General features: G+C 67.8%; 17 protein-coding genes. 11 read left to right on the plus strand and 6 right to left on the minus strand.

The window, feature by feature from the left end; all coding sequences use genetic code 11:
- Positions 1 to 22 precede the first annotated feature (22 nt).
- Together QOL57_RS19790 and QOL57_RS19795 are read right to left on the minus strand one after the other, a co-directional pair.
- Positions 23 to 1015, minus strand: a complete 993-nt coding sequence (locus QOL57_RS19790) for a patatin-like phospholipase family protein (protein ID WP_089241837.1) — start codon at positions 1013 to 1015, stop codon at positions 23 to 25.
- A gap of 212 nt (positions 1016 to 1227) precedes the next feature.
- Complete coding sequence (locus tag QOL57_RS19795; RefSeq protein WP_089241835.1) at positions 1228 to 2232, minus strand: TIGR00266 family protein; 1005 nt, start codon at positions 2230 to 2232, stop codon at positions 1228 to 1230.
- 159 nt (positions 2233 to 2391) lie between these two features.
- Here QOL57_RS19795 and QOL57_RS19800 point away from each other — a divergent pair, with 159 nt between their 5' ends.
- Positions 2392 to 4662 (plus strand): TonB-dependent receptor, encoded by a 2271-nt coding sequence (locus QOL57_RS19800; protein ID WP_089241833.1) that lies wholly within the window; start codon positions 2392 to 2394, stop codon positions 4660 to 4662.
- A gap of 132 nt (positions 4663 to 4794) precedes the next feature.
- Here the strand turns inward: QOL57_RS19800 and QOL57_RS19805 are convergent, their stop codons facing one another.
- Positions 4795 to 5634: a phosphatase PAP2 family protein gene (locus QOL57_RS19805; protein WP_089241831.1), complete on the minus strand. Its 840-nt coding sequence runs from the start codon at positions 5632 to 5634 to the stop codon at positions 4795 to 4797.
- Between the two features lie 233 nt (positions 5635 to 5867).
- Here QOL57_RS19805 and QOL57_RS19810 point away from each other — a divergent pair, with 233 nt between their 5' ends.
- A complete protein-coding gene (locus tag QOL57_RS19810; RefSeq protein ID WP_089241829.1) occupies positions 5868 to 6746 on the plus strand; it encodes a hypothetical protein in 879 nt (292 codons plus the stop codon).
- An 11-nt stretch (positions 6747 to 6757) separates the two neighbouring features.
- Positions 6758 to 7957: a DUF4785 domain-containing protein gene (locus QOL57_RS19815; protein WP_089242040.1), complete on the plus strand. Its 1200-nt coding sequence runs from the start codon at positions 6758 to 6760 to the stop codon at positions 7955 to 7957.
- A 128-nt stretch (positions 7958 to 8085) separates the two neighbouring features.
- Here QOL57_RS19815 and QOL57_RS19820 read toward each other — a convergent pair whose 3' ends face one another.
- On the minus strand, positions 8086 to 8844 hold the full coding sequence (locus QOL57_RS19820; protein WP_244900868.1) for an ATP-binding cassette domain-containing protein: 759 nt from the start codon (positions 8842 to 8844) through the stop codon (positions 8086 to 8088).
- 215 nt (positions 8845 to 9059) lie between these two features.
- Here QOL57_RS19820 and QOL57_RS19825 point away from each other — a divergent pair, with 215 nt between their 5' ends.
- From QOL57_RS19825 to QOL57_RS19855, 7 genes are all read left to right on the plus strand, one after another.
- On the plus strand, positions 9060 to 10262 hold the full coding sequence (locus QOL57_RS19825) for a fatty acid desaturase (protein WP_089241825.1): 1203 nt from the start codon (positions 9060 to 9062) through the stop codon (positions 10260 to 10262).
- Complete coding sequence (locus tag QOL57_RS19830; RefSeq protein ID WP_089241823.1) at positions 10259 to 10594, plus strand: EF-hand domain-containing protein; 336 nt, start codon at positions 10259 to 10261, stop codon at positions 10592 to 10594. The genes QOL57_RS19825 and QOL57_RS19830 overlap by 4 nt, the downstream gene beginning before the upstream one ends.
- Before the next feature lie 14 nt (positions 10595 to 10608).
- The gene (locus tag QOL57_RS19835; protein WP_089242038.1) at positions 10609 to 11247 is read left to right on the plus strand and encodes a hypothetical protein; all 639 of its coding nucleotides are present in this window, start codon (positions 10609 to 10611) and stop codon (positions 11245 to 11247) included.
- 40 nt (positions 11248 to 11287) lie between these two features.
- Positions 11288 to 12100: a bifunctional DNA-formamidopyrimidine glycosylase/DNA-(apurinic or apyrimidinic site) lyase gene (gene mutM / locus QOL57_RS19840; protein ID WP_089241821.1), complete on the plus strand. Its 813-nt coding sequence runs from the start codon at positions 11288 to 11290 to the stop codon at positions 12098 to 12100.
- A gap of 69 nt (positions 12101 to 12169) precedes the next feature.
- Positions 12170 to 12736 carry an ECF-type sigma factor gene (locus QOL57_RS19845; protein ID WP_089241819.1) on the plus strand — a complete coding sequence of 189 codons (567 nt, stop codon included), beginning with the start codon at positions 12170 to 12172 and terminating at the stop codon, positions 12734 to 12736.
- A gap of 19 nt (positions 12737 to 12755) precedes the next feature.
- Positions 12756 to 15221, plus strand: a complete 2466-nt coding sequence (locus tag QOL57_RS19850; RefSeq protein WP_089241817.1) for a serine/threonine-protein kinase — start codon at positions 12756 to 12758, stop codon at positions 15219 to 15221.
- A gap of 48 nt (positions 15222 to 15269) precedes the next feature.
- Positions 15270 to 16874, plus strand: coding sequence for a glucan biosynthesis protein D (locus QOL57_RS19855; protein ID WP_089241815.1), 1605 nt, complete (start codon positions 15270 to 15272; stop codon positions 16872 to 16874).
- Between the two features lie 37 nt (positions 16875 to 16911).
- Here the strand turns inward: QOL57_RS19855 and QOL57_RS19860 are convergent, their stop codons facing one another.
- The gene (locus tag QOL57_RS19860; RefSeq protein WP_089241813.1) at positions 16912 to 17616 is read right to left on the minus strand and encodes a sel1 repeat family protein; all 705 of its coding nucleotides are present in this window, start codon (positions 17614 to 17616) and stop codon (positions 16912 to 16914) included.
- Positions 17617 to 17714: 98 nt separating this feature from the next.
- Positions 17715 to 18335 carry a thymidine kinase gene (locus QOL57_RS19865; protein WP_089242036.1) on the minus strand — a complete coding sequence of 207 codons (621 nt, stop codon included), beginning with the start codon at positions 18333 to 18335 and terminating at the stop codon, positions 17715 to 17717.
- A gap of 102 nt (positions 18336 to 18437) precedes the next feature.
- Between QOL57_RS19865 and QOL57_RS19870 the strand changes: the two genes are divergently transcribed.
- The gene (locus QOL57_RS19870) at positions 18438 to 20414 is read left to right on the plus strand and encodes a UvrD-helicase domain-containing protein (protein ID WP_089242034.1); all 1977 of its coding nucleotides are present in this window, start codon (positions 18438 to 18440) and stop codon (positions 20412 to 20414) included.
- Positions 20415 to 20473: the final 59 nt, after the last annotated feature.

The following is a 20473-nucleotide window of genomic DNA, read 5'->3' on the forward strand; positions in this document are numbered from 1 at the left end:
CCTTGCATGATGCACGTGTGCTTCAGCACTTTTCCTTGCGGCCCATCAGCTTGCCCAGGCGCGAAGGTTCGTCGCACTTCGGCGCAGCCACCGGCGTCGGTGCCAATGCGGCGGCGCGGGCCTTCTGCAGCTGCTGGATCTTGGCGCGGATCTGCGGCATCGCCGCCATCGCGGCCTTCTCGCCTTCCAGGATGGCAGTGCCACGCTGGCTGAAGTCGGCAGCGCCGATGTCCAGCACCTTCGGCCGGATCACGATGTCCGCGCGTGCCAGTTCCTGCTCGCCCAGGCGCTGGCCCATGATCGAGATCGACTGGTTGACGATGCCCAGCATGCCGGTCGGGGCCTTGCCGCTTGCCTTGCTGGAGATGTCCACGGCGATCACGAACTCGGCGCCGAGCTGGCGCGCGGCGTCCACCGGCACCGGGCTGACCACGCCGCCATCGATGTAGTTGCGGCCACCGATCTTCACCGGCTCGAACACCCCGGGGATGCTGCTGGAAGCGCGCACCGCCTGGCCGACGTTGCCGCGCACGAAGATCGAACGCTCGCCGGTTTCCAGCTGGGTGGCGACGGCAGCGAATGGCTTCTTCAGGCGCTCGGCCGGGCGGTTGGCCACCTGTTCGTTGACGTAGTCCTGCAGCTTCTGGCCCTGCACCAGGCCACCGGAGAACAGGCGTACGTCGCGGATGCTGGCTTCATCCAGCGCCACCGCCTTGCTCTGCATCTGGAAGGCGTCCATGCCGCTGGCATACAGGGCGCCGACCACGCTGCCGGCACTGGTGCCGGATACCACCACCGGTTCGAAGCCGTTGGCCTCGAGCATCTTGATCACGCCGATATGCGCAAAGCCCTTGGCCGCGCCGCCGCCCAGGGCGATGCCGATCTTCACCGGCTTGGCCTGCGGCACCAGGGTGGGCTGCGCGGGCGGGGTGGGGCGGACCTCTTCACCACCGCAGCCGGCCAGCAGGCCGAGCAGGGCGACGGACAGCAGCACACGGGGGCGGAACAGGCTCATCGGCAGTGCGCTCGCGGCGCCGGATTCAGGAAAGGGCGCCAGCATACCGAAGGCGTGGCGGAGCGGGCAGGGTGGGTCGGCTCCCCATTCATGAAAAGCGCCCGATAGATGCCGACCTTGGCCGGCGCTTGCACAATCCAGTGCTGACCAAGGTCGGCACCTACCGAGATCCTGCGGTCAGAAACGGCGGCGCCGTCCAGCCTCCGGCCCACTCAGCCCAGCAGCGAACTCTCGCCGCGGCTCTTGCCGCCGCCCTGCGGCGCGGCCATCCACATGCGCCCGGCCAGGCGCGAGAACGGCAGCGACTGCAGCCAGACCTTGCCCGGCCCGGTCAGGGTGGCCAGGAACACGCCCTCGCCACCGAACAGCACGCTTCGGATGCCTTTGACCCGGCGCACGTCCATGTCCACCGTCGGGTGGTAGGCGACGATGCAACCGGTATCGACGTCCAGGCGTTCGCCGGCGGCCAGCTCACGCTCGACCACGCAGCCGCCGGCATGGATGAACACCCAGCCGTCGCCCTCCAGCTTCTGCATGATGAAGCCCTCGCCGCCGAACAGGCCGGTCATGATCTTGCGCTGGAACTGCACACCGATCTGCACGCCGCGCGCGCCCGCCAGGAAGCTGTCCTTCTGGCAGATCAGGCGCCCGCCGTGCTGGTCCAGCTTCATCGCCAGCACGGTGCCGGGATAGGGCGCAGCGAAGGCGACCTTGCCGCGGCCCTGGCCGGTCTGCGTGTAGACGGTGGCAAACAGGCTCTCACCGGTCAGCACGCGCTTGCCGGCGGCCATCACCTTGTCCATGAAACCGCTGCCCTGGCCACCGCGTGCGCCGCCGCCAAAGACGGTATCCATCTGCACCGAAGCGTCCTTGAACATCAGCGCGCCGGCTTCGGCCACCGCACCTTCGCCGGGGTCCAGTTCGATTTCCACGAACTGCATTTCATGGCCGACGATGCGGAAGTCGATGCGGTCGGCACGGCTACCGGTTGACGCAGTTGTCACTGCGGGCGCAACTGCGGGCATCGGCGGCGGCGCTGCCGTGGCGGCGGCGACCTGCTGCAGGGCGACGATTTCGGACACTGGTGTCCACCCTGTCATGCCCTGGCACCAGGCCAGCGCGCGCGGATTGGCCTGGGCGAATCGGCGCGCGGCCTCCTCGTCGAACGGACCGACACGGTCGGCCTGGCCGGGAGCATGGAAGTACCACTGGGTCATTGCAGCAGGTCCGTTGCGGGGGAAAACCCCGAGTCTAGCGGCAGCTTCCGGCGGCGCGCGAGGCGGCCATGAACGATCGGCATTTGCGAGGGAGGTGCTGTATTGCAACAATTATCTGGTAGCGCCGTTTTACCACCCCTCCAAACACAGCCTACCGCCATGTCTCCGACCCGTACTTCCCGTGGCCGCTCTCCGGTCGCGCGCCCGCTCGTTGTCGCTCTTTCCGCCCTGCTGCCGCTGGTAGCAGCCGCCCAGGAAACCCCCGCCGCCAAGGATCCGGTCGCCCTCGATGCGCTGCAGGTGACTGCACAGCGTCGCGTCGAAAACGCCAAGGACGTGCCGGTCGCGATCAGCGCGATCCAGGGCGAAAAGCTCGACGTGCTCGGTTCGGCGGGCGATGACATCCGCTTCCTTGCTGCGCGCGTGCCGAGCCTCAACATCGAGTCTTCCTACGGCCGTGCCTTCCCGCGCTTCTACATCCGCGGCCTGGGCAACACCGATTTCGACCTCAATGCATCGCAGCCGGTCTCGCTGGTGTACGACGATGTGGTGCAGGAAAGCCCGCTGCTGAAGGGCTTCCCGCTGTTCGACCTGGCCGGTGTGGAAGTGCTGCGCGGCCCGCAGGGCACCCTGTTCGGGCGCAACACCCCGGCCGGCGTGGTCAAGTTTGATTCGGCGCGTCCGTCGCAGGATGCCGATGGCTACGTTCGCGTGGGCTATGGCACCTACAACAGCTGGAACGTGCAGGGCGCCTACGGCGGCCCGCTGACCGACCGCTGGTCCGCACGCGTGTCGGCCATCTACCAGCGTCGTGACGACTGGGTCGACAACACCCATGCCGGTGCGCCCAACAGCGGTTTCGAAGGCTATGACGAAGCCGCTGGCCGTGTGCAGTTCCTGTACGAAGGCGATGACTTCGAAGCGCTGTTCAACCTGCACAAGCGCAAGCTCAACGGCACTGCCCGCCTGTTCCGCGCCAACATCATCGAGAAGGGCGGAAATTCGCTGGTCGAAAACTTCGACCGCGACAAGGTCGCCAACGACGGCGTCAATTTCTCCGACCTGGAAACCTGGGGCGGCAGCGCGCGCCTGCAGTGGAACCTCGGTTCGGTGACCCTGCATTCGATCACTGGCTACGAGACCGCCGAATCGCTCAACCGCGGCGACATCGATGGCGGCTACGGCGCCGCGTTCCTGGGTGCAGGCAACTCGGGCCCGGGCCTGATCCCGTTCCCGTCCGAGTCGGCTGACGGCTTGCCGCACCACCGCCAGTGGACCCAGGAATTCCGCGTGGAATCCAACGAATGGGGCCGCTTCGACTGGCAGGCCGGCGTCTTCTATTTCGATGAAGACGTCACCATCAACAACTTCAACTACGACTCGCTGACGCCGGGCAACCCGCAGACCGGCCACGTCGTGCAGCAGCAGCGCAACAAGGCGTGGGCGGTGTTCGCCTCGGGTGATTTCGATGTCACCGACCGCTTCAAGCTGCGTGCCGGTGTGCGCTACACCCAGGACAAGAAGGACTTCAGCGCCAGCGTGCTGCAGCAGACGCCGGGCGGTACGCCGGTCAGCGGCCCGTACCTGGCCAACACCGACGTCAACGACGTCAGCTGGGATGTCAGCGGCGTGTACAAGCTGACCGACAACGTCAATGCCTATGCACGCGTGGCCAAGGGCTTCCGTGCACCGTCGATCCAGGGCCGCCTGGCGTTCGCACCGGGCCTGTCGCAGGCCGATTCGGAGAAGGTGATTTCGTATGAGGCCGGCATCAAGGCCGACCTGTTCGAGCGTCGCGCACGCCTCGGCTTCAGCGTGTTCCGCTACGACGTGGACGGCCAGCAGCTGATCGCCGTCGGCGGCGGCAACAACACCGCTACCCTGCTCAACGCCGACAAGACCATCGGCCAGGGCGTGGAGCTGGACCTGGAGGCCTACCTGGCCGACAACGTCCTGCTGACCTTCGGCAGCAGCTACAACGACACCGAGATCAAGGACAAGAACCTGGCGGTGGCGATCTGCGGCGGCGGCTGCACCATCACCGACCCGACCACCATCATCAATGGTGGCACCTACGCGCTGGTCAACGGCAATCCGCTGCCGCAGGCGCCGAAGTGGATCCACAACGCGACCCTGCGCGTGGGCTTCCCGCTCAGCGATGGCAGCGAGCTGTATGCCTACACCGACTGGGCCTACCGCAGCGCAGTGAACTTCTTCATCTACGAGTCGCCGGAATTCCGCGGCCGCAGTTCGCTGGAAGGTGGCCTGCGCCTGGGTTACAACTGGGATTACGGCCAGTACGACGTGGCCGTGTTCGGCCGCAACCTGACCAACCAGACCCGCGTGGTCGGTGCGATCGACTTCAACAACCTGACCGGCTTCCTCAACGAGCCGCGTACCTGGGGCGTGGAGTTCACCGCGAAGTTCTGATGCGGCTGCAGCAGTGATGCAATGAAGAAGGGCCGGCGCAATGCCGGCCCTTCTGTTTCCTGCTTCCTGTAGAGCCGAGCCTGCGCTCGGCTGCTCTGAGCCGAGCATGGCTCGGCTCTACAGAGGCATGGCTTACAGCGCGCTCTGCGGGCGCACCTTCAGCACCGCGTTCTCGGTGGCGCAGTCGCGGCTGGAGTGCAGGCCGGCCTTGCGCGCGGCCGCGATTTCCTTGCGTGCGGCCAGCAGATCCTTGTTGAACGCGGCGTTGTCATGCAGGCGGGCGACGGCGGCCGCGCCCATGAAGCGGCCTTCGAGGATGTCGCTCTGCCAGTGCACGTTGCACACCAGGCGGCTCTCGCCGTAATTGCGGCCGCGGGCCTGGATGGCATCGGCGCGGTCCGGTGCGATCTCCGAAAGAATCAGTGCCCAGGCCCAGCCGATCGAGGTATGGCCGGACGGGTAGGAGCCGTTCTTGCGCAGGCCTTCCTCATCCTTCGGCGCGCAGGTCGGCTCGCCGTTGACCATGAACGGGCGCGGGCGCTGGTAGTGGTTCTTTGCAGCCTTGGTGGCGGCACTGGCGTCGATCCGGCTGCGCTCCAGCAGGCGATACAGCGCCGGGGTCTTCACGGCGTCGACGTCGATGTCGGCAGCGCAGGAAAAGTGGTTGGCACCTTCCGGGAAACCGAGTTCGGCATCCACACCGGCCTGGGCGAAGCGCGGGCTGCCGCGCAGCGCGCGTGCTTCGCGGCTGACCTGCTCATCCAGTGCGAAGCCGGCCGAGCCGGCGGCCGGTGGTGCCGGTACCAGATCGATGCTGGCCGGCACTGCGGTCTTGTCCAGGTAGCCCACCGCCTTGGTGGTGACGTTGGCTTCGACGGCGGTCGGCCTGCTGGCGGTGGCGGCACAGCCGGCCAGCGACAGCGCGATGGCCAGGCCGAGCAGCGGACGGGCAGGGAGGAGGATCGGCGACATGGGCAGACTCGGGCTGGGAACTCGCCGGCCATGATCGCAGCCTCGATTGCCGGGTGCAGCGTCCATCGGTCATACGGCCAGACCCGGCATGGTCAGCCGCTGGGCGATGAAAACAGTCATCAAGTGTCGGCAATCTCCTGAATCCGGGCGCAGCGCACGGACTTTCACGCGCTGCCGCCATGAGCATCAGGTCACAGCCGGGCCGGGGGGATCCGCTGAAAGGGAGAGAAGCGATGCGCAGCACCGCAACAGGAAGTACCGTCCTGGCCCTGGTCCTGGGGTTGGCGACCGCCCCGGCGCAGGCCGCCGATGTCTACGGCGTGGCCTTCGTGCATGGCACCGGCGCACAGACCAATGCCACGCAGGACTACTGGCAGCCGGCGATCATCGACACCGTCCGCCAGGGCCTGCCAAACAGCAGCAATTACGTGGTCATCAACTGCGACTTCACCCAGTACATGTGGAAGCCGGAAGCGGCCGGTTGCCTGGCCAACCAGCTCACCGGCTTCATCGACAGCCGTGGCATCACCCAGCTGGTGGTGATCACCCACTCCAACGGCGGCAACGTGATGCGCTGGATCCTGTCCAACCCCACCTATGACAGCCGCTACCCGAAGATCATCAACCGGGTGCGCAAGGTCACTGCGCTGGCGCCCTCGTCGGCAGGTACGCCGCTGGCCGACGCCGTACTCAACGGCAACACCTTCGAAACCTCGCTGGGCTGGCTGCTGGGCTACAAGAGCGATGCCGTGCGCATGCAGCAGGTGGGACACATGGCCACCTACAACGCGCAGAACCTGTATGGCACCGCCGGCCGCCCGGCCCTGCCCAAGCCGTTCCGTGCAGTGGTCGGCAGCGATGTCGAATCGGCGGTGTGGGACAGCAACAGCTACTGCGGTGGCTATGCCGCCAACGTCGGCCTGGAATTCACCCAGAACTGGCTGTCGTCGTGCTCGGACGGTTTCCTCGAATGCAGCAGCCAGAAGGCGGCCGGCACCCTTTGGTTCACCGACAAGGCGCGCACCCAGGGCGCCGAGCCGCTCAGCCACAACCAGAGCCGCCGCGAGTGCTTCGGCCTCGGCAGCATCCTGCGCAACGACCTGACCCAGTGAGGGAGATGACCATGACGATCCATTCCACCTTGCTGGCTGCCGCCGTGCTGGCGGTCCTTTCCACCGCATCGGCGCAGGCCGCGCAGCCGCTGCGCGTCGCCGCTGGCGACCAGATTCCCGCTGGCCTGGTTGCCGCGCCGCTGCCTGCCGATGAAAGCGAGCACGCGCCGCTGGCCTTCGCCTGGGCGCTGGACCCGGCGCAGCCACTGCAGGCCCCCGGCCCCCAGGCCGCGATCAGCCGCAGCTACTGGCAGCAGGTCGACGGTGCCGAGCTGCAGCGCGGCCTGGAACTGCCGCTGAGCGCAGCGGATGCGGTGATCCAGCTCAGCCCGGCGCCGGGTGCCCGCGCGCTGCCGGCCAGCGCGCTGCAGGTACGTGATCCGGCGGGGCGCAGCAGCGTTGCGCGCAGTGTCGATGCACGCCAGCTGCAGGATGCGGGCATGCCGGTCGGCGATGGCAGCAGCATGCTGCGCACCGGTACCACCAGCGCAGCTGGCGCTTACCGGCTGCAGAGCGCACAGGCGCAGGGCCGCTACGTGGTGCAGGTGCTGGAGCCCAACAGCCCGCTGCGGTTGGAAGTGCAGGCCAGCCAGGCGCAGGTGCTGGCCGGTGGCAACGTGCAGCTGCAAGCGCGTCTGCTGGAAGACGGTGCCAGCGCGGCGGCGTTGCGTGCACGGCGCGGCAGCCTCGGCGGTGAAGCACTGCTGGTCGCACCCGATGGCCGCAGCTGGCCGCAGCGGCTGCTGCGCACCACCGATGGCAGCCTGCGTGCACAGGTGAGGATTCCAGCCGAGGCCAGCAACGCACAGGGCCTGTGGGAACTGCAGGTGTTCGCCCAGGCCGACGGCGTGCTGCGCGATGGCAAGGTTGCCTTCGCGGTGGCCAGGCCGACCGCCCGCTTCGTCGGCCAGGCCATGCCCGATCCGGCCAGCCGCCAGGTCAGCCTGCCGCTGCAGGTGGCCGCTGCTGGCCGCTACGAGGCGCGCGGCACCCTGTATGCCACCGCGGCCAACGGCCAGTTGCAGCCGGTGGCGCAGGCCCATGCCGCAGCGTGGTTCGATGGCCCGGGTCGCGGCGCGCTGGTGCTGCCCTTCGACCAGGCCGCGTTGCCTGCCGGCTTCGGTGCCCCCTATGAACTGCGCGACCTGCAGCTGCAGGACCAGAGCCGGATGGCACCGATCGAGTCGCGCGCGCTGGCGTTGCGGTTCTGAAGCAAGGCGTGGCGGGCCGGACATCCGGCCCGCCGCACCGTCTTCTGTAGAGCCGAGCCTATGCTCGGCTGCCGTCCCCGCGGCCAAGAGCAGCCGAGCATAGGCTCGGCTCTACAGTGGCATGTCGATCATCCCGCGTACGCGGTCAACCGTCCTTCCTGTTCCACCACCGTGATCGCGCCGCCGAACACGGCCGACAGCGGTTCGTCGCGCAGCAGCTCGGCGCGCGCGCCATCGGCCAGCACGCGGCCGTCGCGCAGCAGCACCACCCGCTCGATCTCGGGAATCACTTCCTCGATGTGGTGGGTGACCAGCACCAGGGTGATGCCCTGCTGCGCAAGCACGCGCATGGTGGCGATCAACTGCTGGCGGGCCACCAGGTCCAGCCCGGTGGAGGGTTCATCCAGCAGCAGCGCCTGTGGCCGGTTGACCAGCGCACGGGCGATCAGCACGCGGCGGGTCTCGCCGGCCGACAGTTCGGCGTAGGCACGCTCACGCAGGCCCGACGCACCGGTCATCGCCAGGGTCTCGCCCACCCGCGTGCGCATGTCGGCAGTGACCTCGCGGAAGGCCGGCACCATGTAGCTGGCGAAGAACCCCGACAGTACCGCCTGCTCCACCGTCAGCCCCGGCATGTCGGACAGGTTGCTGCTGAGGTCGCCGGTGACGATGCCCAGCTGCGAACGCAGCCGGTCGACCTGCCAGCGATTCTGCCCCAGCACCTTCACCGCCACCGTGCCGTCGGCCTGCGCCAGCGGATACAGCTCGCGCGTGATCAGCTTGATGAAGGTGGACTTGCCACAGCCATTGGGGCCGAGCAGGGCGGTGTGCTGGCCCTGCGCGATGCGCAGGCTCAGCCCGTGCAGGACCTTCACCTGGCCGCGCATCACGCTGGCGCGGTCCAGTTCGATCAAGGGCGGCAGGTCCCCGGCGGATGGGGCAGGGTCTACGGCGCGGATGCGCGGATCAAGGCTCGACAACACGGGTCCCCAACTGTGAACGAAGCCACGGAATGGCGCTGCCAATCCAGCGGTGCAAGGTGCAGTTTGCAACGCAAGCGCCCATGATGTCTTCCATACCTGTGTCGCTCTGGAGAGCCGCCATGCCTGATGCCCTGATGTCCCTGCTGACCGGTGGCGTGCTGGGCCTGGGCTGGTGGCAGCTGGCCCTGGTGCTGCTGGTCTTCACCCAGCTCACGATCTTCTCGGTCACCCTCTACCTGCACCGCAGCCAGGCGCACCGGGGCGTGGATTTCCATCCGGTGGTCGCGCACTTCTTCCGCTTCTGGACCTGGCTGAGCACCTCGATGATCACCAAGGAGTGGGTGGCGATCCATCGAAAGCACCACGCCAAGGTGGAAACCGAGGACGACCCGCACAGCCCGGTCACCCGTGGCATCGGCCAGGTGTTCTGGCGCGGCGTGGAGCTGTACCGCGAAGCACGCGGCATGCGTGAAGACATCGAACAGTATGGTCGCGGCACGCCGGATGACGCGATCGAGCGCCGTCTGTACACCCCCTATGCCACGTTCGGCCCGGTACTGCTGTTTGCGATCAACACGGTGCTGTTCGGCCTGCCGGGCGTCGCCCTGTGGGCGATCCAGATGGCGTGGATTCCGTTCTGGGCCGCCGGCGTGGTCAATGGCCTGGGCCACTGGTGGGGCTACCGCAACTACGAGTCGGCCGACACCTCCACCAACCTCACGCCATGGGCGTTCTGGATTGGTGGCGAGGAGCTGCACAACAACCACCATGCGTTCCCCAGCTCGGCGCGCTTTGCGATGCGGCGCTGGGAGTTCGACATCGGCTGGAGCGCGATCCGCCTGCTGCAGGCTCTGCGCCTGGCCAAGGTACTGCGGGTGGCGCAGGCCATGGACGTGCGCCCGAACATCGCCGTGCCCGACGCCGATACCCTGAAAGCCCTGTTGTCGCATCGCTTCCAGGCGATGACCGACTACCAGCGCAACGTGTTCATGCCGGCATTGCGCGAGGAAGCACGGCACGCCGGTGCCAAGCTGCGCCGCTTGCTGCCGCGCCGGCTGCGCCGTGGGCTGGTCAACGACGGCCGCTGGCTGAAGCCGGACAGCCGCGCGCAGCTCAGCGAATGGGTCGCCCAGCGCCCACGTATCCGTACCCTGGTGGAATATCGCGCGCGCCTGGCAACGCTGCTGGAAGCGCGTGGCCATGATGCCGCCGAGCGTCTGCGCCAATTGCAGGCCTGGTGCCGCGAGGCCGAGGAAAGCGGCATTGCCGCGCTGCAGGCCTATGCCGCGCGACTGAAGGGTTACACGCTGGTGGGCGGATGAGGGCTGCGCTGACGGTGTTGTTGCTGGTCGCAGTGTGGGCGCCTTCTTTGCAGGCCCAGGTCAGCGACACCGCCAGCTACCTGCAGCGCATGGACAGCGACGGCGATGGCAAGGTCAGTGAAGCCGAGTACCTGCAGTGGATGCTGTACGCCTTCGATCGCATGGATCGCAACGGCGATGGCGTGCTGAGCGCCGATGAGCTGCCCGGTGGCAAGGGCATGGCCATCACCCGCGAACAGCAGCGGCAGACGATCGTGCAGCGTTTCCACAAGCAGGACGCCAACGGCGATGGGCTCCTGGATGCGCGCGAACTTTCGGCGCCGCCGCGCTGACCATGGATGACCGGATGGACGACGAACTCCTCGCCGAATGGCTCGATTTCTGCGCTGGGCGCAGCGAGCAGGAAGACTGGTATTTCTCCGGCCTGCTGCAGGGCGTGACCGACGGGGACACACTGGCGGCCGTGTTCGCCGCTTTCCCGCATGCCGACGAACTGCGGTCGCGCGCGCTGGACCTGCTCGCCGCCGGCCACTGGGGCGACCACCTGTACCTGCAACCGGCCATCGCCGGTAATGCACAGGCACGGGCGGCTGCCGCGCGCGCCTGGCTGGACGAGCTGGCGCGCGTGGCCGGCGCTGCTGGTGAACCCGGCCTGCAGGCCACGCTGCGCGAGGTGCCCGTGGTGGCTGCTCCGGCCGAGCGCCTGGAAGCGGCGTTACGCGGGTCGGGCCCGGCCGACTACCTGCACGATGTCATCTGCGATGCGGTGCATAAGGCGCGCACGCTGGACAGCCCACAGATGGCCGCGCTCGACGAGGCGCTGTATCACATCGCCTCCGATCTCTATCTGGGCTGGTACATCACCCAGCCCTTGGCCCCGATGGCGATCGACTTCGCCCCCTACCTGGCGTTCTGGCGGCTGGGCGGACGTGGCGCGCTGGTCGAGGGCGCCTTCCTGGTCGAAGCGAACGACCTGGAATCGTAGCCGGTGCCGGGCTTCGCATGGCCCGGCGTAGAATCGTCCCATGCCCGAACTGCCCGAAGTAGAAACCACCCGCCGCGGCCTGGCGCCGCACCTGCAGGGCCGCCGCGTGCATGGGGTGATCCTGCGCCGCGCCGACCTGCGTTGGCCGATTCCACCGGAAGTGGCCGAGCTGCTGCCCGGCCAGCGCATCGAAGACGTGCGCCGCCGCGCCAAGTACCTGCTGCTGGACACGGCCATCGGCAGCGCCGTGCTGCACCTGGGCATGTCCGGCAGCCTGCGCGTGCTGCCCGGCGACACCCCGCTACGCGCCCACGACCATGTGGATATCAGTCTGGACAACGGCCGCCTGTTGCGTTTCAACGATCCGCGCCGCTTCGGCAGCCTGCTCTGGCAGCCGGCTGGCGAGATCCATCCGTTGCTGCAGGGGCTGGGCCCGGAACCGCTGGACGACGCCTTCGACGGCGACTACCTGTTTGCCCGCAGCCGGGGCCGCAGCGCGCCGGTGAAGACCTTCCTGATGGACCAGGCGGTGGTGGTCGGCGTGGGCAACATCTACGCGGCCGAAAGCCTGTTCAAGGCCGGCATCAGCCCGCTGCGCGAGGCCGGCAAGGTCACCCGCGAGCGCTATCGGCGGCTGGCCACGGCAGTGAAGGAAACGCTGGACTACGCAATCACCCGCGGCGGCACCACCCTGCGCGATTTCATCAGCCCCGACGGCGCGCCGGGCTACTTCGAGCAGGAGCTGCTGGTGTATGGCCGCGATGGTCTGCCGTGCCCCAGCTGCGGCCGCCCGCTCAAGCACGCCATGATCGGCCAGCGGGCAAGCGTGTGGTGCAGTCGCTGCCAGCGCTGAACGTCTTCATGCGCTGCACACGTGCAGCGCTATAGTCCAGCCGACATCCGCTGCGGGGGAGCGTTGGCGATGGACGAAGGCTCGGATATCACCGTATGGCTGGATGCTGCACGCGGTGGCGACCGCGCCGCGCTCGACCGCGTGCTGACCACCCTGTACCAGGAACTGCACAGCATGGCCCGGCGGCAGCTGGCCGGGCAGCAGGGACGCACCCTGGATGCGACCTCGCTGGTCCACGAGTCCTACCTGAAACTGCTGGGCAGCCGCGGTGCGGCGCGCTTCGAGGACCGTGCCCACTTCTTCGCCTATGCGGCGTCGGCGATGCGCAGCGTGGTCGTCGATTACGCGCGCAACCGGCTGGCGCGCAAGCGCGGTGGCGACCTCAAGCGGGTGGCCGAGATTCCCGAGAACAGCAGCAGCGGCGTGCGCCTGGACGAGGATCTGCTGGCCCTCGATGTTGCATTGGAACGCCTGCAGGCCGTCGATGCGCACCTGGCCAAGGTGGTGGAGCTGCGCTACTTTGCCGGCTTGTCCGAACTGGAGATCGCCGAACTGAGCCAGCGCTCGGAACGCAGCATCCGCCGCGACTGGCAGAAAGCGCGGCTGTTCCTGCTGGCCGCGATGCGCAGCGACTGACACCAGGCCGAACACGCCGATGGACGCCGCCCGCTGGCAGCAATTGTCGTCCTGGCTGGACCAGCTGCTGGAGCTGGCACCCGCCGCCCGCCAGCTGCGCCTGCAGCGCTTGAGTGCGCAGGACCCGACGCTGGGCCGCGAGCTGGAACACCTGCTGCAGCAGGAAGCCGACAGCCACGAGTTCATGGCCCAACCGCTGTGGACCGCCACACCGCCGGGCCGCGCCGGGAGCGAGGTCGGTCCCTATCGGCTGTTGCACCCGCTGGGCGAAGGTGGCATGGGCGAAGTCTGGTTGGCCGAGCGCTGCGATGGCCTGTACCAGCGTCAGGTTGCGCTGAAGCTGTTGCGCAGCGGCGTCGCCGACCCCGGCCTGCGCCAGCGTTTCGGCCGCGAGCGGCAGATCCTGGCCCGCCTGCAGCACCCGCATCTGGCACAACTGCTGGACGCCGGGGTGGACCAGCATGGGCAGCCCTACCTGGCGCTGGATTACGTCGAAGGCGAGCCGATCAGCGACTACTGCCGGCGCCTGCAGCCCCCGCTGGAAACGCGGTTGCAGCTGATGCTGCAGGTCTGCGCGGTGGTCAGCCACGCGCATGCGAACCTGGTGGTGCACCGCGACCTGAAGCCCTCCAACATCCTGGTACGCGCCGATGGCACGGTGAAACTGCTCGACTTCGGCATCGCCAAGCTGCTCGACCACGACGACCCGAACGCGGCCCATCCGGCCACCGAAATCCGCGCTTTCACCCTGCATTACGCCGCGCCGGAACAGGTGCGGGGCGAGGCGGTGACGACCTTGACCGACGTCTATTCGCTGGGCGTGGTGCTGTTCGAGGTGGTCACCGGGCACAAGCCCTATCGCCTGCGCCGGCACAGCGACGCGGAATGGGAGCGCTCGATCCTGGATGTGCAGGCACCGCGCGCGTCGGCGCTGCTGCAACGGCTGGCCGCCGAGCCGGGAGCGCCGAAACGGGCCCTGCAGCGGCAGGCGAGGCGATTGCGCGGCGATCTGGACGTGCTGTTGGAAAAAGCCCTGCAGAAGGACCCGCAGCAGCGCTACAGCTCGGCCGAAGCGCTGGCCGGCGACCTGCGCCGCTACCTGCAGGGGCAGCCGATCCAGGCGCGACCACCGGGCGTGGGTTACCGGGTGCGCAAGTACATTGGCCGCCATCGCTGGGGCGTGGTCTTGGCGACGCTGTCGGTGTTGGCGCTGCTGCTGACCACGTCCATCGCCCTGTGGCAGGCGCGCCAGGCGCGGGTGGAAATGGCGCGTGCGCAGGCCATGCAGGATTTCACCGTGGGCCTGTTCGACAAGGCGGCCAGCCAGCGTCACGGCCATTTCGACGTGCCGCAGCTGCTGGCCACCGGCCAGCAACGGGGCGAAGCCGAACTGGCTGACCAGCCGCTGGCGTTGGCCGAGCTGCAAGGGGTGATCGGCCGCTTGCGCATCGGCCTCGGCGATTACCAGCTGGCGCTGCAGACCCTGGACCAGCAGCGCCGGCTGCTGCAGGAAGTGGGCGAGGTGCCGCCTGCACTGCAGATCGAGGCGGTGACCCAGCGTGGGCGCGCGCTGCGCATGCTCGGCCGCGGGCGCGAGTGCCTGGCGCACCTGCAGCCGCTGCAACCGCTGGCGGCCAGCGAGGCGGCGGCCCTGCCGGCGGCCGTTGCCGAATTCCACAGCCAGCTCGGGCGGTGCCAGGCCCAGCTGGGTGATGCCGATGCAGCGCGCCGGTCGTTCCAGCAGGCGCTGGCGCTGCGCCACCAAGGGCTTGTCGAGCGCTTCGGGCGTGCTGAGTCACTGGCCGACCTGGCCGCGCTGGATGCCACCGCCGGACGCCTGCCGGCCGCGCTGGCCGGGTACCGGCAGGCGCTGGCGCTGCTTGGCCAGCGCGCCGACGCCAGCAGCCCGCAGGTGATCAGCCTGCACCGGCAACTGGGCGATGTGCTGGCCCGCCAGGGCGACACGAAGGCGGCAGCGGCCGAGCTGGAGCAGGCCTGGCAGGCAGCACAGGATGCATGGGGCCCGCGCCACCCGGAGGCGCTGGTGGTACGCCGCGCACGCGCGCTGCTGGCCCTGCAGCGTGGCCAGCACGCGCTGGCCGGCCAGGAACTGCGGCAGGTGCAGGCACAGCTGCTCGGCGCCTTGGGTCCGGATCATCGTGAGATCGGCTACGGCGAGTTCGCCCTGGGGAAATGGGCCAGCGCCAGCGACGACCCCTCGGCAGCGGCGGCGCACTATGCCCGCGCGGTGGCGATCTGGCGCCAGCCCGACCACATCGCATTGCTGCCGCAGGCGCTGCTGGCACAGGGTCAGGCCCTGCAGGAGGCCGGCCAGACCGCACAGGCCCGCAGCGTGCTGGCCGAGGCGCGGCAGCTGCTGTTGGCCCAGCGCGGGCCACAGGCGCCGGCCCTGCAGGAGCTCAACGCACGCATCGCGGCATTGGCGCAGGCTGAACAGCGCATCGATTCCACCGCTGCCCGTTAACGTTTGTCTGCCTATGATGGCCGACCTTCCCTTTGCTCCCGCGCCTGCATGCAACGACGCGACTTCATCCGCAATGCCTCCCTGGCCCTGGCCGCCTTCGGCCTGCCGTCACTGCCGGCCTGTGCGACCAGCAAGAGTGGCCAGCTTGGGCTGCGCCGGCTTGGCCAGCCGCAGCCGTTCGATTTCGCCACCCTGAAGGGTCAGGCGCGCGCGCTGGCACAGGCGCCGTACCAGAGCCACAAGCGGGTGCTGCCGGGCAAGCTGGAAGCGTTGGACTGGGATCAGTACCAGTCGATCGGCTACCGCCAGGACCATGCTTTGTGGGCCGACCAGCCGGGAAAATTCCAGGCCAAGTTCTTCCATCTGGGCCTGTACTTCCATTCGCCCGTGCGCATGTACGACGTGGTCGACGGCAAGGCGCAGGAACTGGCCTATGACGGCGCCGCGTTCAACTACGGCAAGAGCGGGTTGAAGAACGGTGAGCTGCCGGCCGACCTCGGCTTTGCCGGGTTCCGGTTGAACACGCGCAAGGATACCGACCGCGATTTCGCTGCGTTCCTCGGTGCGAGCTATTTCCGCGCAGTGGGCAAGGAAGGCCAGTACGGCCAGTCCGCGCGCGGCCTGGCCATCGACACCGGCATGGGCAAGCCCGAGGAATTCCCGGACTTCATCGCCTATTACCTGGAACAGCCTGCGGCCGACTCGGACACGATCATCGTCTACGCGCTGCTGGATTCGCCCAGCGTGGCCGGTGCCTACCGTTTCGCCGTCACCAACGGCGATGTGCTGCTGATGGACATCGACAGCGCGCTGTACCCGCGCAAGACCATCGAGCGGCTGGGCATCGCGCCCTGCACCAGCATGTACCAGGTGGGCGAGAACGACCGCCGCATGGGCTGGGACTGGCGCCCGGAGATCCACGATACCGATGGCCTGTCGCTGTGGACCGGCGCTGGCGAATGGATCTGGCGGCCGCTGCTGAACCCGCGCAACCTGCGCTTCAACATGTTCGTCGACCGCAATCCGCGTGGCTTCGGCCTGCTGCAGCGTGACCGCAACTTCGATCACTACCAGGACGATGGCGTGTTCTACGAGAAGCGTCCGTGCCTGTGGGTGGAGCCGAAGGGTGACTGGGGCGAGGGCTCGGTGCAGCTGGTGGAGATTCCCACCGTCGATGAAACCTTCGACAACATCGTGGCCTTCTGGAACCCGAAGGAAAAACCGCAGCCGGGCCAGGAACTGCTGGTCGGCTACCGGCTGTACTGGGGCGCGCAGCCGCCGGCGCATACGCCACTGGCCCACTGCGTGGCCAGCCGCACCGGCCTGGGCGGGGTGATCGGCAAGAAGCGGGAGTATTTCTCGTGGCGTTTCGCGGTGGACTTCGAAGGCGGCGAACTGGCCAGCCTGATCGACAAGGCCGACGTCGAAGCGGTTGTCGAAACCAGCCGTGGCCGGGTGGAGATCGTCTCGGCGCGGCCGTTGCGCGAGATCAAGGGCTACCGCGCGATGTTCGACCTGGTGCCGCCGGAGGGCAGCACCGAGCAGATCGACATCCGCCTGTACCTGCGCAGTGGCGGCAAGACCCTCACCGAAACCTGGCTGTACCAGTACAGCCCGCCGCCGGCCGGTGCGCCGGAGCGCACGCTGTACTGAAGCGTAGCGGTGCCGGCCAAGCGCCGGCACCCTTGATTCAGGGCTTGGCGTCGGTGGCGTGCGATTGCGTAGGCACACCCACTTCCACCGTGCCACGGCGGATCTTCATCCAGGTTTCGTCCTGCCAGCGCTCGTACTGCTTCGGATCCCAGTACTTGGGGTCATACAGGCGGTCGGCCTTGATCGTGCGTGAGATGCCGCCGTCCATGTACACGATGTCGACATTGTTGGACATCGAGCCTACGCGGCTGCCGGTCATCTCGCGTCGTCCCTTCCTCAGCACTTCGGCCATGCGCGGGCGCGCGACCTCGTCGCCATACTCGGCGCGCAGCGCGCTTGCCTGCGCCCGCGCGGCGTCGTGCTGTTCCAGCGGCAGGGTCGCCCAGTACTCGTTGCGCAGGTCCACGAACAGCGGATAGCCGCGTTCGGCGGCGACTTCCATCCACGCATAGGCCATGACCGGATTGCGCGGCTGTTCGACGCCATACCAGTACATCTCGCCCAGGTAGCCCTGCGCGGGCTTGTCGGCATAGCGTGCGGCCAGCCGGAAGTTGTCCATCGCGCCGTTGATGTCGTTGCGCCGCAGGGCGTTGACGCCCCACTGCCGATACATCATGTCCGGATGGCTGTCCATGAAACCAGCACCGATCACGGCCGCGTCCTCTTCGCCGGACGGACGCTCGGCCGCAGTGGCGAACAGGGGCAGGAACAACACGGGAAGCAACAGCAGGGCGGGGCGCATGACGGACATCCAGTTCGGCAGCAGGTAGTGCCGCAGCCTAGGCCCGACCACGCAGCCTTGTAAACCGCAGGACGTCATGGCCGGTGAAGGGCCATGCACTACAACGGCAGCGGTGCCTGCGCCGGATCAATACGGCCCTCGCCCCGGGTGATCTTCTTGAACTCGGCACGGCTGACCGAGACGTAGCGCTCGTTGCCGCCGATCTCCACCTGCGGGCCGTCCTGCACGGCATGGCCGTGCTCGTCCACGCGTACGGTCATGGTCGCCTTCTTGCCGCTGTGGCAGATCGTCTTGATCTCCTGCATCTCGTCGGCCCAGGCCAGCAGGTACTGGCTGCCCTCGAACAACTCGCCGCGGAAATCGGTGCGCAGGCCATAGCACAGCACCGGGATGCGCAGCTGGTCGACCACCTCGCTGAGCTGCCAGACCTGGCTGCGGCTGAGGAACTGCGCCTCGTCCACCAGCACGCAACCCAGCGGCCCGTTGGCCTGCAGATCCTGCGTGACCCACTGCTGCAGGTCGGTGTCGCGGTCGAAGGCCATGCCGTCGGCGCGCAGGCCGATCCGCGAGGCGACCACGCCCGCGCCGGCACGGTCGTCCAGGCGCGGGGTCAGGATCGCCACGCGCATGCCGCGCTCGCGGTAGTTGTGCGCGCTCTGCAGCAGGGTGGTGGTCTTGCCGGCGTTCATCGCCGAATAGTAGAAATAGAGCTTGGCCATCGGCCGATTGTACGACGCCGCCCGGCGCCGGCCGAAGCCGTTCAGCAAGCCCACCGGCCGGCGGCTGTGGCCGCCACCAACGCCCGCTACAATCCCACCCCAATGCACGGTCTCAATCCCCCCCAAGCTGCCGCCGTCCTCCACATCGAAGGACCGCTGCTGGTGCTCGCCGGCGCCGGCAGTGGCAAGACACGCGTGATCGTGGAAAAGATCGCCCATCTGATCGGTTGTGGCCGCTACCCGGCCAAGCGCATCGCCGCGATCACCTTCACCAACAAGTCGGCCAAGGAAATGCGCGAGCGCGTGGCCAAGCGCCTGCGCGAGCAGGATGCCGATGAAGTGACCATCTGCACCTTCCATGCGCTGGGCCTGAAGTTCCTGCAGATCGAGCATGTCGCCGTCGGGCTCAAGCGTGGTTTCTCGATCTTCGATGCCGATGACGCGGCCGCGCAGATCAAGGACCTGATGCATGGCGCCAAGCCGGACGACATCGAGGACATGAAGAACCTGGTGTCGCGCGCCAAGAACGCCGGCCTGTCGCCGGAGCAGGCGATGGCCGCTGCGCGCAGCAACCGCGAGAAGGAAGCGGCCGGCATCTACGCGCGCTACCAGTTGCGTCTGAGCGCGTTCAACGCCGTCGATTTCGACGATCTGATCCGGTTGCCGGTGCAGATCCTGGAAGAGAACCCGGAGATCGCGGTGGCCTGGCGCGAGCGTATCGGCTACCTGCTGGTCGACGAATGCCAGGACACCAACGACGCCCAGTACCGCCTGCTCAGGCAGCTGGCCGGCGACAAGGGCAACTTCACCTGCGTGGGCGATGACGACCAGTCGATCTACGCCTGGCGCGGTGCCAACCCGGAAAACCTGCAGCAGATGGGGCGCGATTACCCGGCGCTGGAAATCATCAAGCTGGAACAGAACTACCGCTGTTCCAACCGCGTGCTGCGCGCAGCCAACGCGTTGATCGCCAACAACCCGCATGAGCATCTGAAGAAGCTGTGGAGCGACCAGGCTGACGGCGAGCGTATCCGTGTGTGGGAGTGCCGCAACAGCGAGCACGAGGCGGAGAAGGTCGCTGCCGAGATCGCGTTCGTGGCACAGACCCGCAACGTACCGTGGAGCGATTTCTGCATCCTGTTCCGTGGCAATTTCCAGTCGCGCCCGCTGGAAAAGGCGATGCAGCTGCTGCGTATTCCCTACCACCTGAGCGGCGGTACCATGTTCCTGGAGCGCCAGGAAGTGAAGGACACGCTGGCGTGGCTGCGGTTGCTGGTGAACCCGGACGACGACACCGCGTTCCTGCGTGCGGTGCAATCGCCCAAACGTGAAGTCGGTGCCGGCACCCTCGCCAAACTGGCTGAACTGGCCTCGGAAAAGGATATGCCCATGGCACAGGCGGCCGAGGCGATCGGCGCGCTGCAACAGTTGCCACCGCGCGCGGCCAACAGCCTGGCGCGCTTCACCGACATCCTGCGTGACCTGCGCGCGCAGACGCGGCAGATCAGCTCCGGCGACATGATCCGCAAGGTCGCCAAGGAATCGGGCCTGCTCAGCGAACTGCGGCAGCAGGCCAAGGAAGAAGCCAGCTACCAGCGCCGCGCCAACAACATCGAGGAGCTGGCGCAGTGGTTCGAGGGTGGCCCGCGCGGCGCCACGGCCGCCGATCTCGCTGGCCAGCTGGCGCTGCTGTCGCGTAGCGACAAGGATGAGGGCGGCAACCAGGTGCGGATGATGACCATGCATGGTTCCAAGGGTCTGGAATTCCCCTACGTGTTCATCGTCGGCTGCGAGGATGGCGTGCTGCCGCACCAGGTCAGCCTGGACGAGGGCAATCTGCAGGAGGAGCGGCGCCTGCTGTACGTGGGCATCACCCGCGCCAAGATCCAGCTGTGGATGAGCTACAGCAAGCTGACCCGCAAGTTCGGTGAGCACGTGCGGTTGAAGCCGAGCCGTTTCTTCGAGGAGATCCCGGCCGAGGAGATCCAGCGCGATGGCGCTGATCCGGTGGCGGATGCGGTGCGGAAGAAGGAGCGGGCGACGGCGGGGTTGGCGGCGATCGAGGCGTTGTTCGATTGACCGGCGAACGGCGCGGCCCCTCGTGGCTGACGCCGTTCGCAGTGCATTTGTGCTTGGCC

This window comes from Stenotrophomonas sp. yr243 (assembly GCF_900184195.1).
Classification (GTDB): Bacteria; Pseudomonadota; Gammaproteobacteria; order Xanthomonadales; family Xanthomonadaceae; genus Stenotrophomonas; species Stenotrophomonas lactitubi.

Excerpts from the sequence above, each read along its gene's own strand:
- QOL57_RS19805 (WP_089241831.1), bottom strand. The coding sequence starts at position 5,634 with ATGTCGCCGATCCTCCTCCCTGCCCGTCCGCTGCTCGGCCTGGCCATC.
- QOL57_RS19830 (WP_089241823.1), top strand. The coding sequence starts at position 10,259 with ATGAGGGCTGCGCTGACGGTGTTGTTGCTGGTCGCAGTGTGGGCGCCT.
- QOL57_RS19845 (WP_089241819.1), top strand. The coding sequence starts at position 12,170 with ATGGACGAAGGCTCGGATATCACCGTATGGCTGGATGCTGCACGCGGT.
- QOL57_RS19870 (WP_089242034.1), top strand. The coding sequence starts at position 18,438 with ATGCACGGTCTCAATCCCCCCCAAGCTGCCGCCGTCCTCCACATCGAA.
- QOL57_RS19810 (WP_089241829.1), top strand. The coding sequence starts at position 5,868 with ATGCGCAGCACCGCAACAGGAAGTACCGTCCTGGCCCTGGTCCTGGGG.
- QOL57_RS19790 (WP_089241837.1), bottom strand. The coding sequence starts at position 1,015 with ATGAGCCTGTTCCGCCCCCGTGTGCTGCTGTCCGTCGCCCTGCTCGGC.
- QOL57_RS19865 (WP_089242036.1), bottom strand. The coding sequence starts at position 18,335 with ATGGCCAAGCTCTATTTCTACTATTCGGCGATGAACGCCGGCAAGACC.
- QOL57_RS19860 (WP_089241813.1), bottom strand. The coding sequence starts at position 17,616 with ATGCGCCCCGCCCTGCTGTTGCTTCCCGTGTTGTTCCTGCCCCTGTTC.
- QOL57_RS19855 (WP_089241815.1), top strand. The coding sequence starts at position 15,270 with ATGCAACGACGCGACTTCATCCGCAATGCCTCCCTGGCCCTGGCCGCC.
- QOL57_RS19795 (WP_089241835.1), bottom strand. The coding sequence starts at position 2,232 with ATGACCCAGTGGTACTTCCATGCTCCCGGCCAGGCCGACCGTGTCGGT.
- QOL57_RS19815 (WP_089242040.1), top strand. The coding sequence starts at position 6,758 with ATGACGATCCATTCCACCTTGCTGGCTGCCGCCGTGCTGGCGGTCCTT.
- mutM (WP_089241821.1), top strand. The coding sequence starts at position 11,288 with ATGCCCGAACTGCCCGAAGTAGAAACCACCCGCCGCGGCCTGGCGCCG.
- QOL57_RS19800 (WP_089241833.1), top strand. The coding sequence starts at position 2,392 with ATGTCTCCGACCCGTACTTCCCGTGGCCGCTCTCCGGTCGCGCGCCCG.
- QOL57_RS19820 (WP_244900868.1), bottom strand. The coding sequence starts at position 8,844 with ATGCGCGGCCAGGTGAAGGTCCTGCACGGGCTGAGCCTGCGCATCGCG.
- QOL57_RS19825 (WP_089241825.1), top strand. The coding sequence starts at position 9,060 with ATGCCTGATGCCCTGATGTCCCTGCTGACCGGTGGCGTGCTGGGCCTG.
- QOL57_RS19850 (WP_089241817.1), top strand. The coding sequence starts at position 12,756 with ATGGACGCCGCCCGCTGGCAGCAATTGTCGTCCTGGCTGGACCAGCTG.
- QOL57_RS19835 (WP_089242038.1), top strand. The coding sequence starts at position 10,609 with ATGGACGACGAACTCCTCGCCGAATGGCTCGATTTCTGCGCTGGGCGC.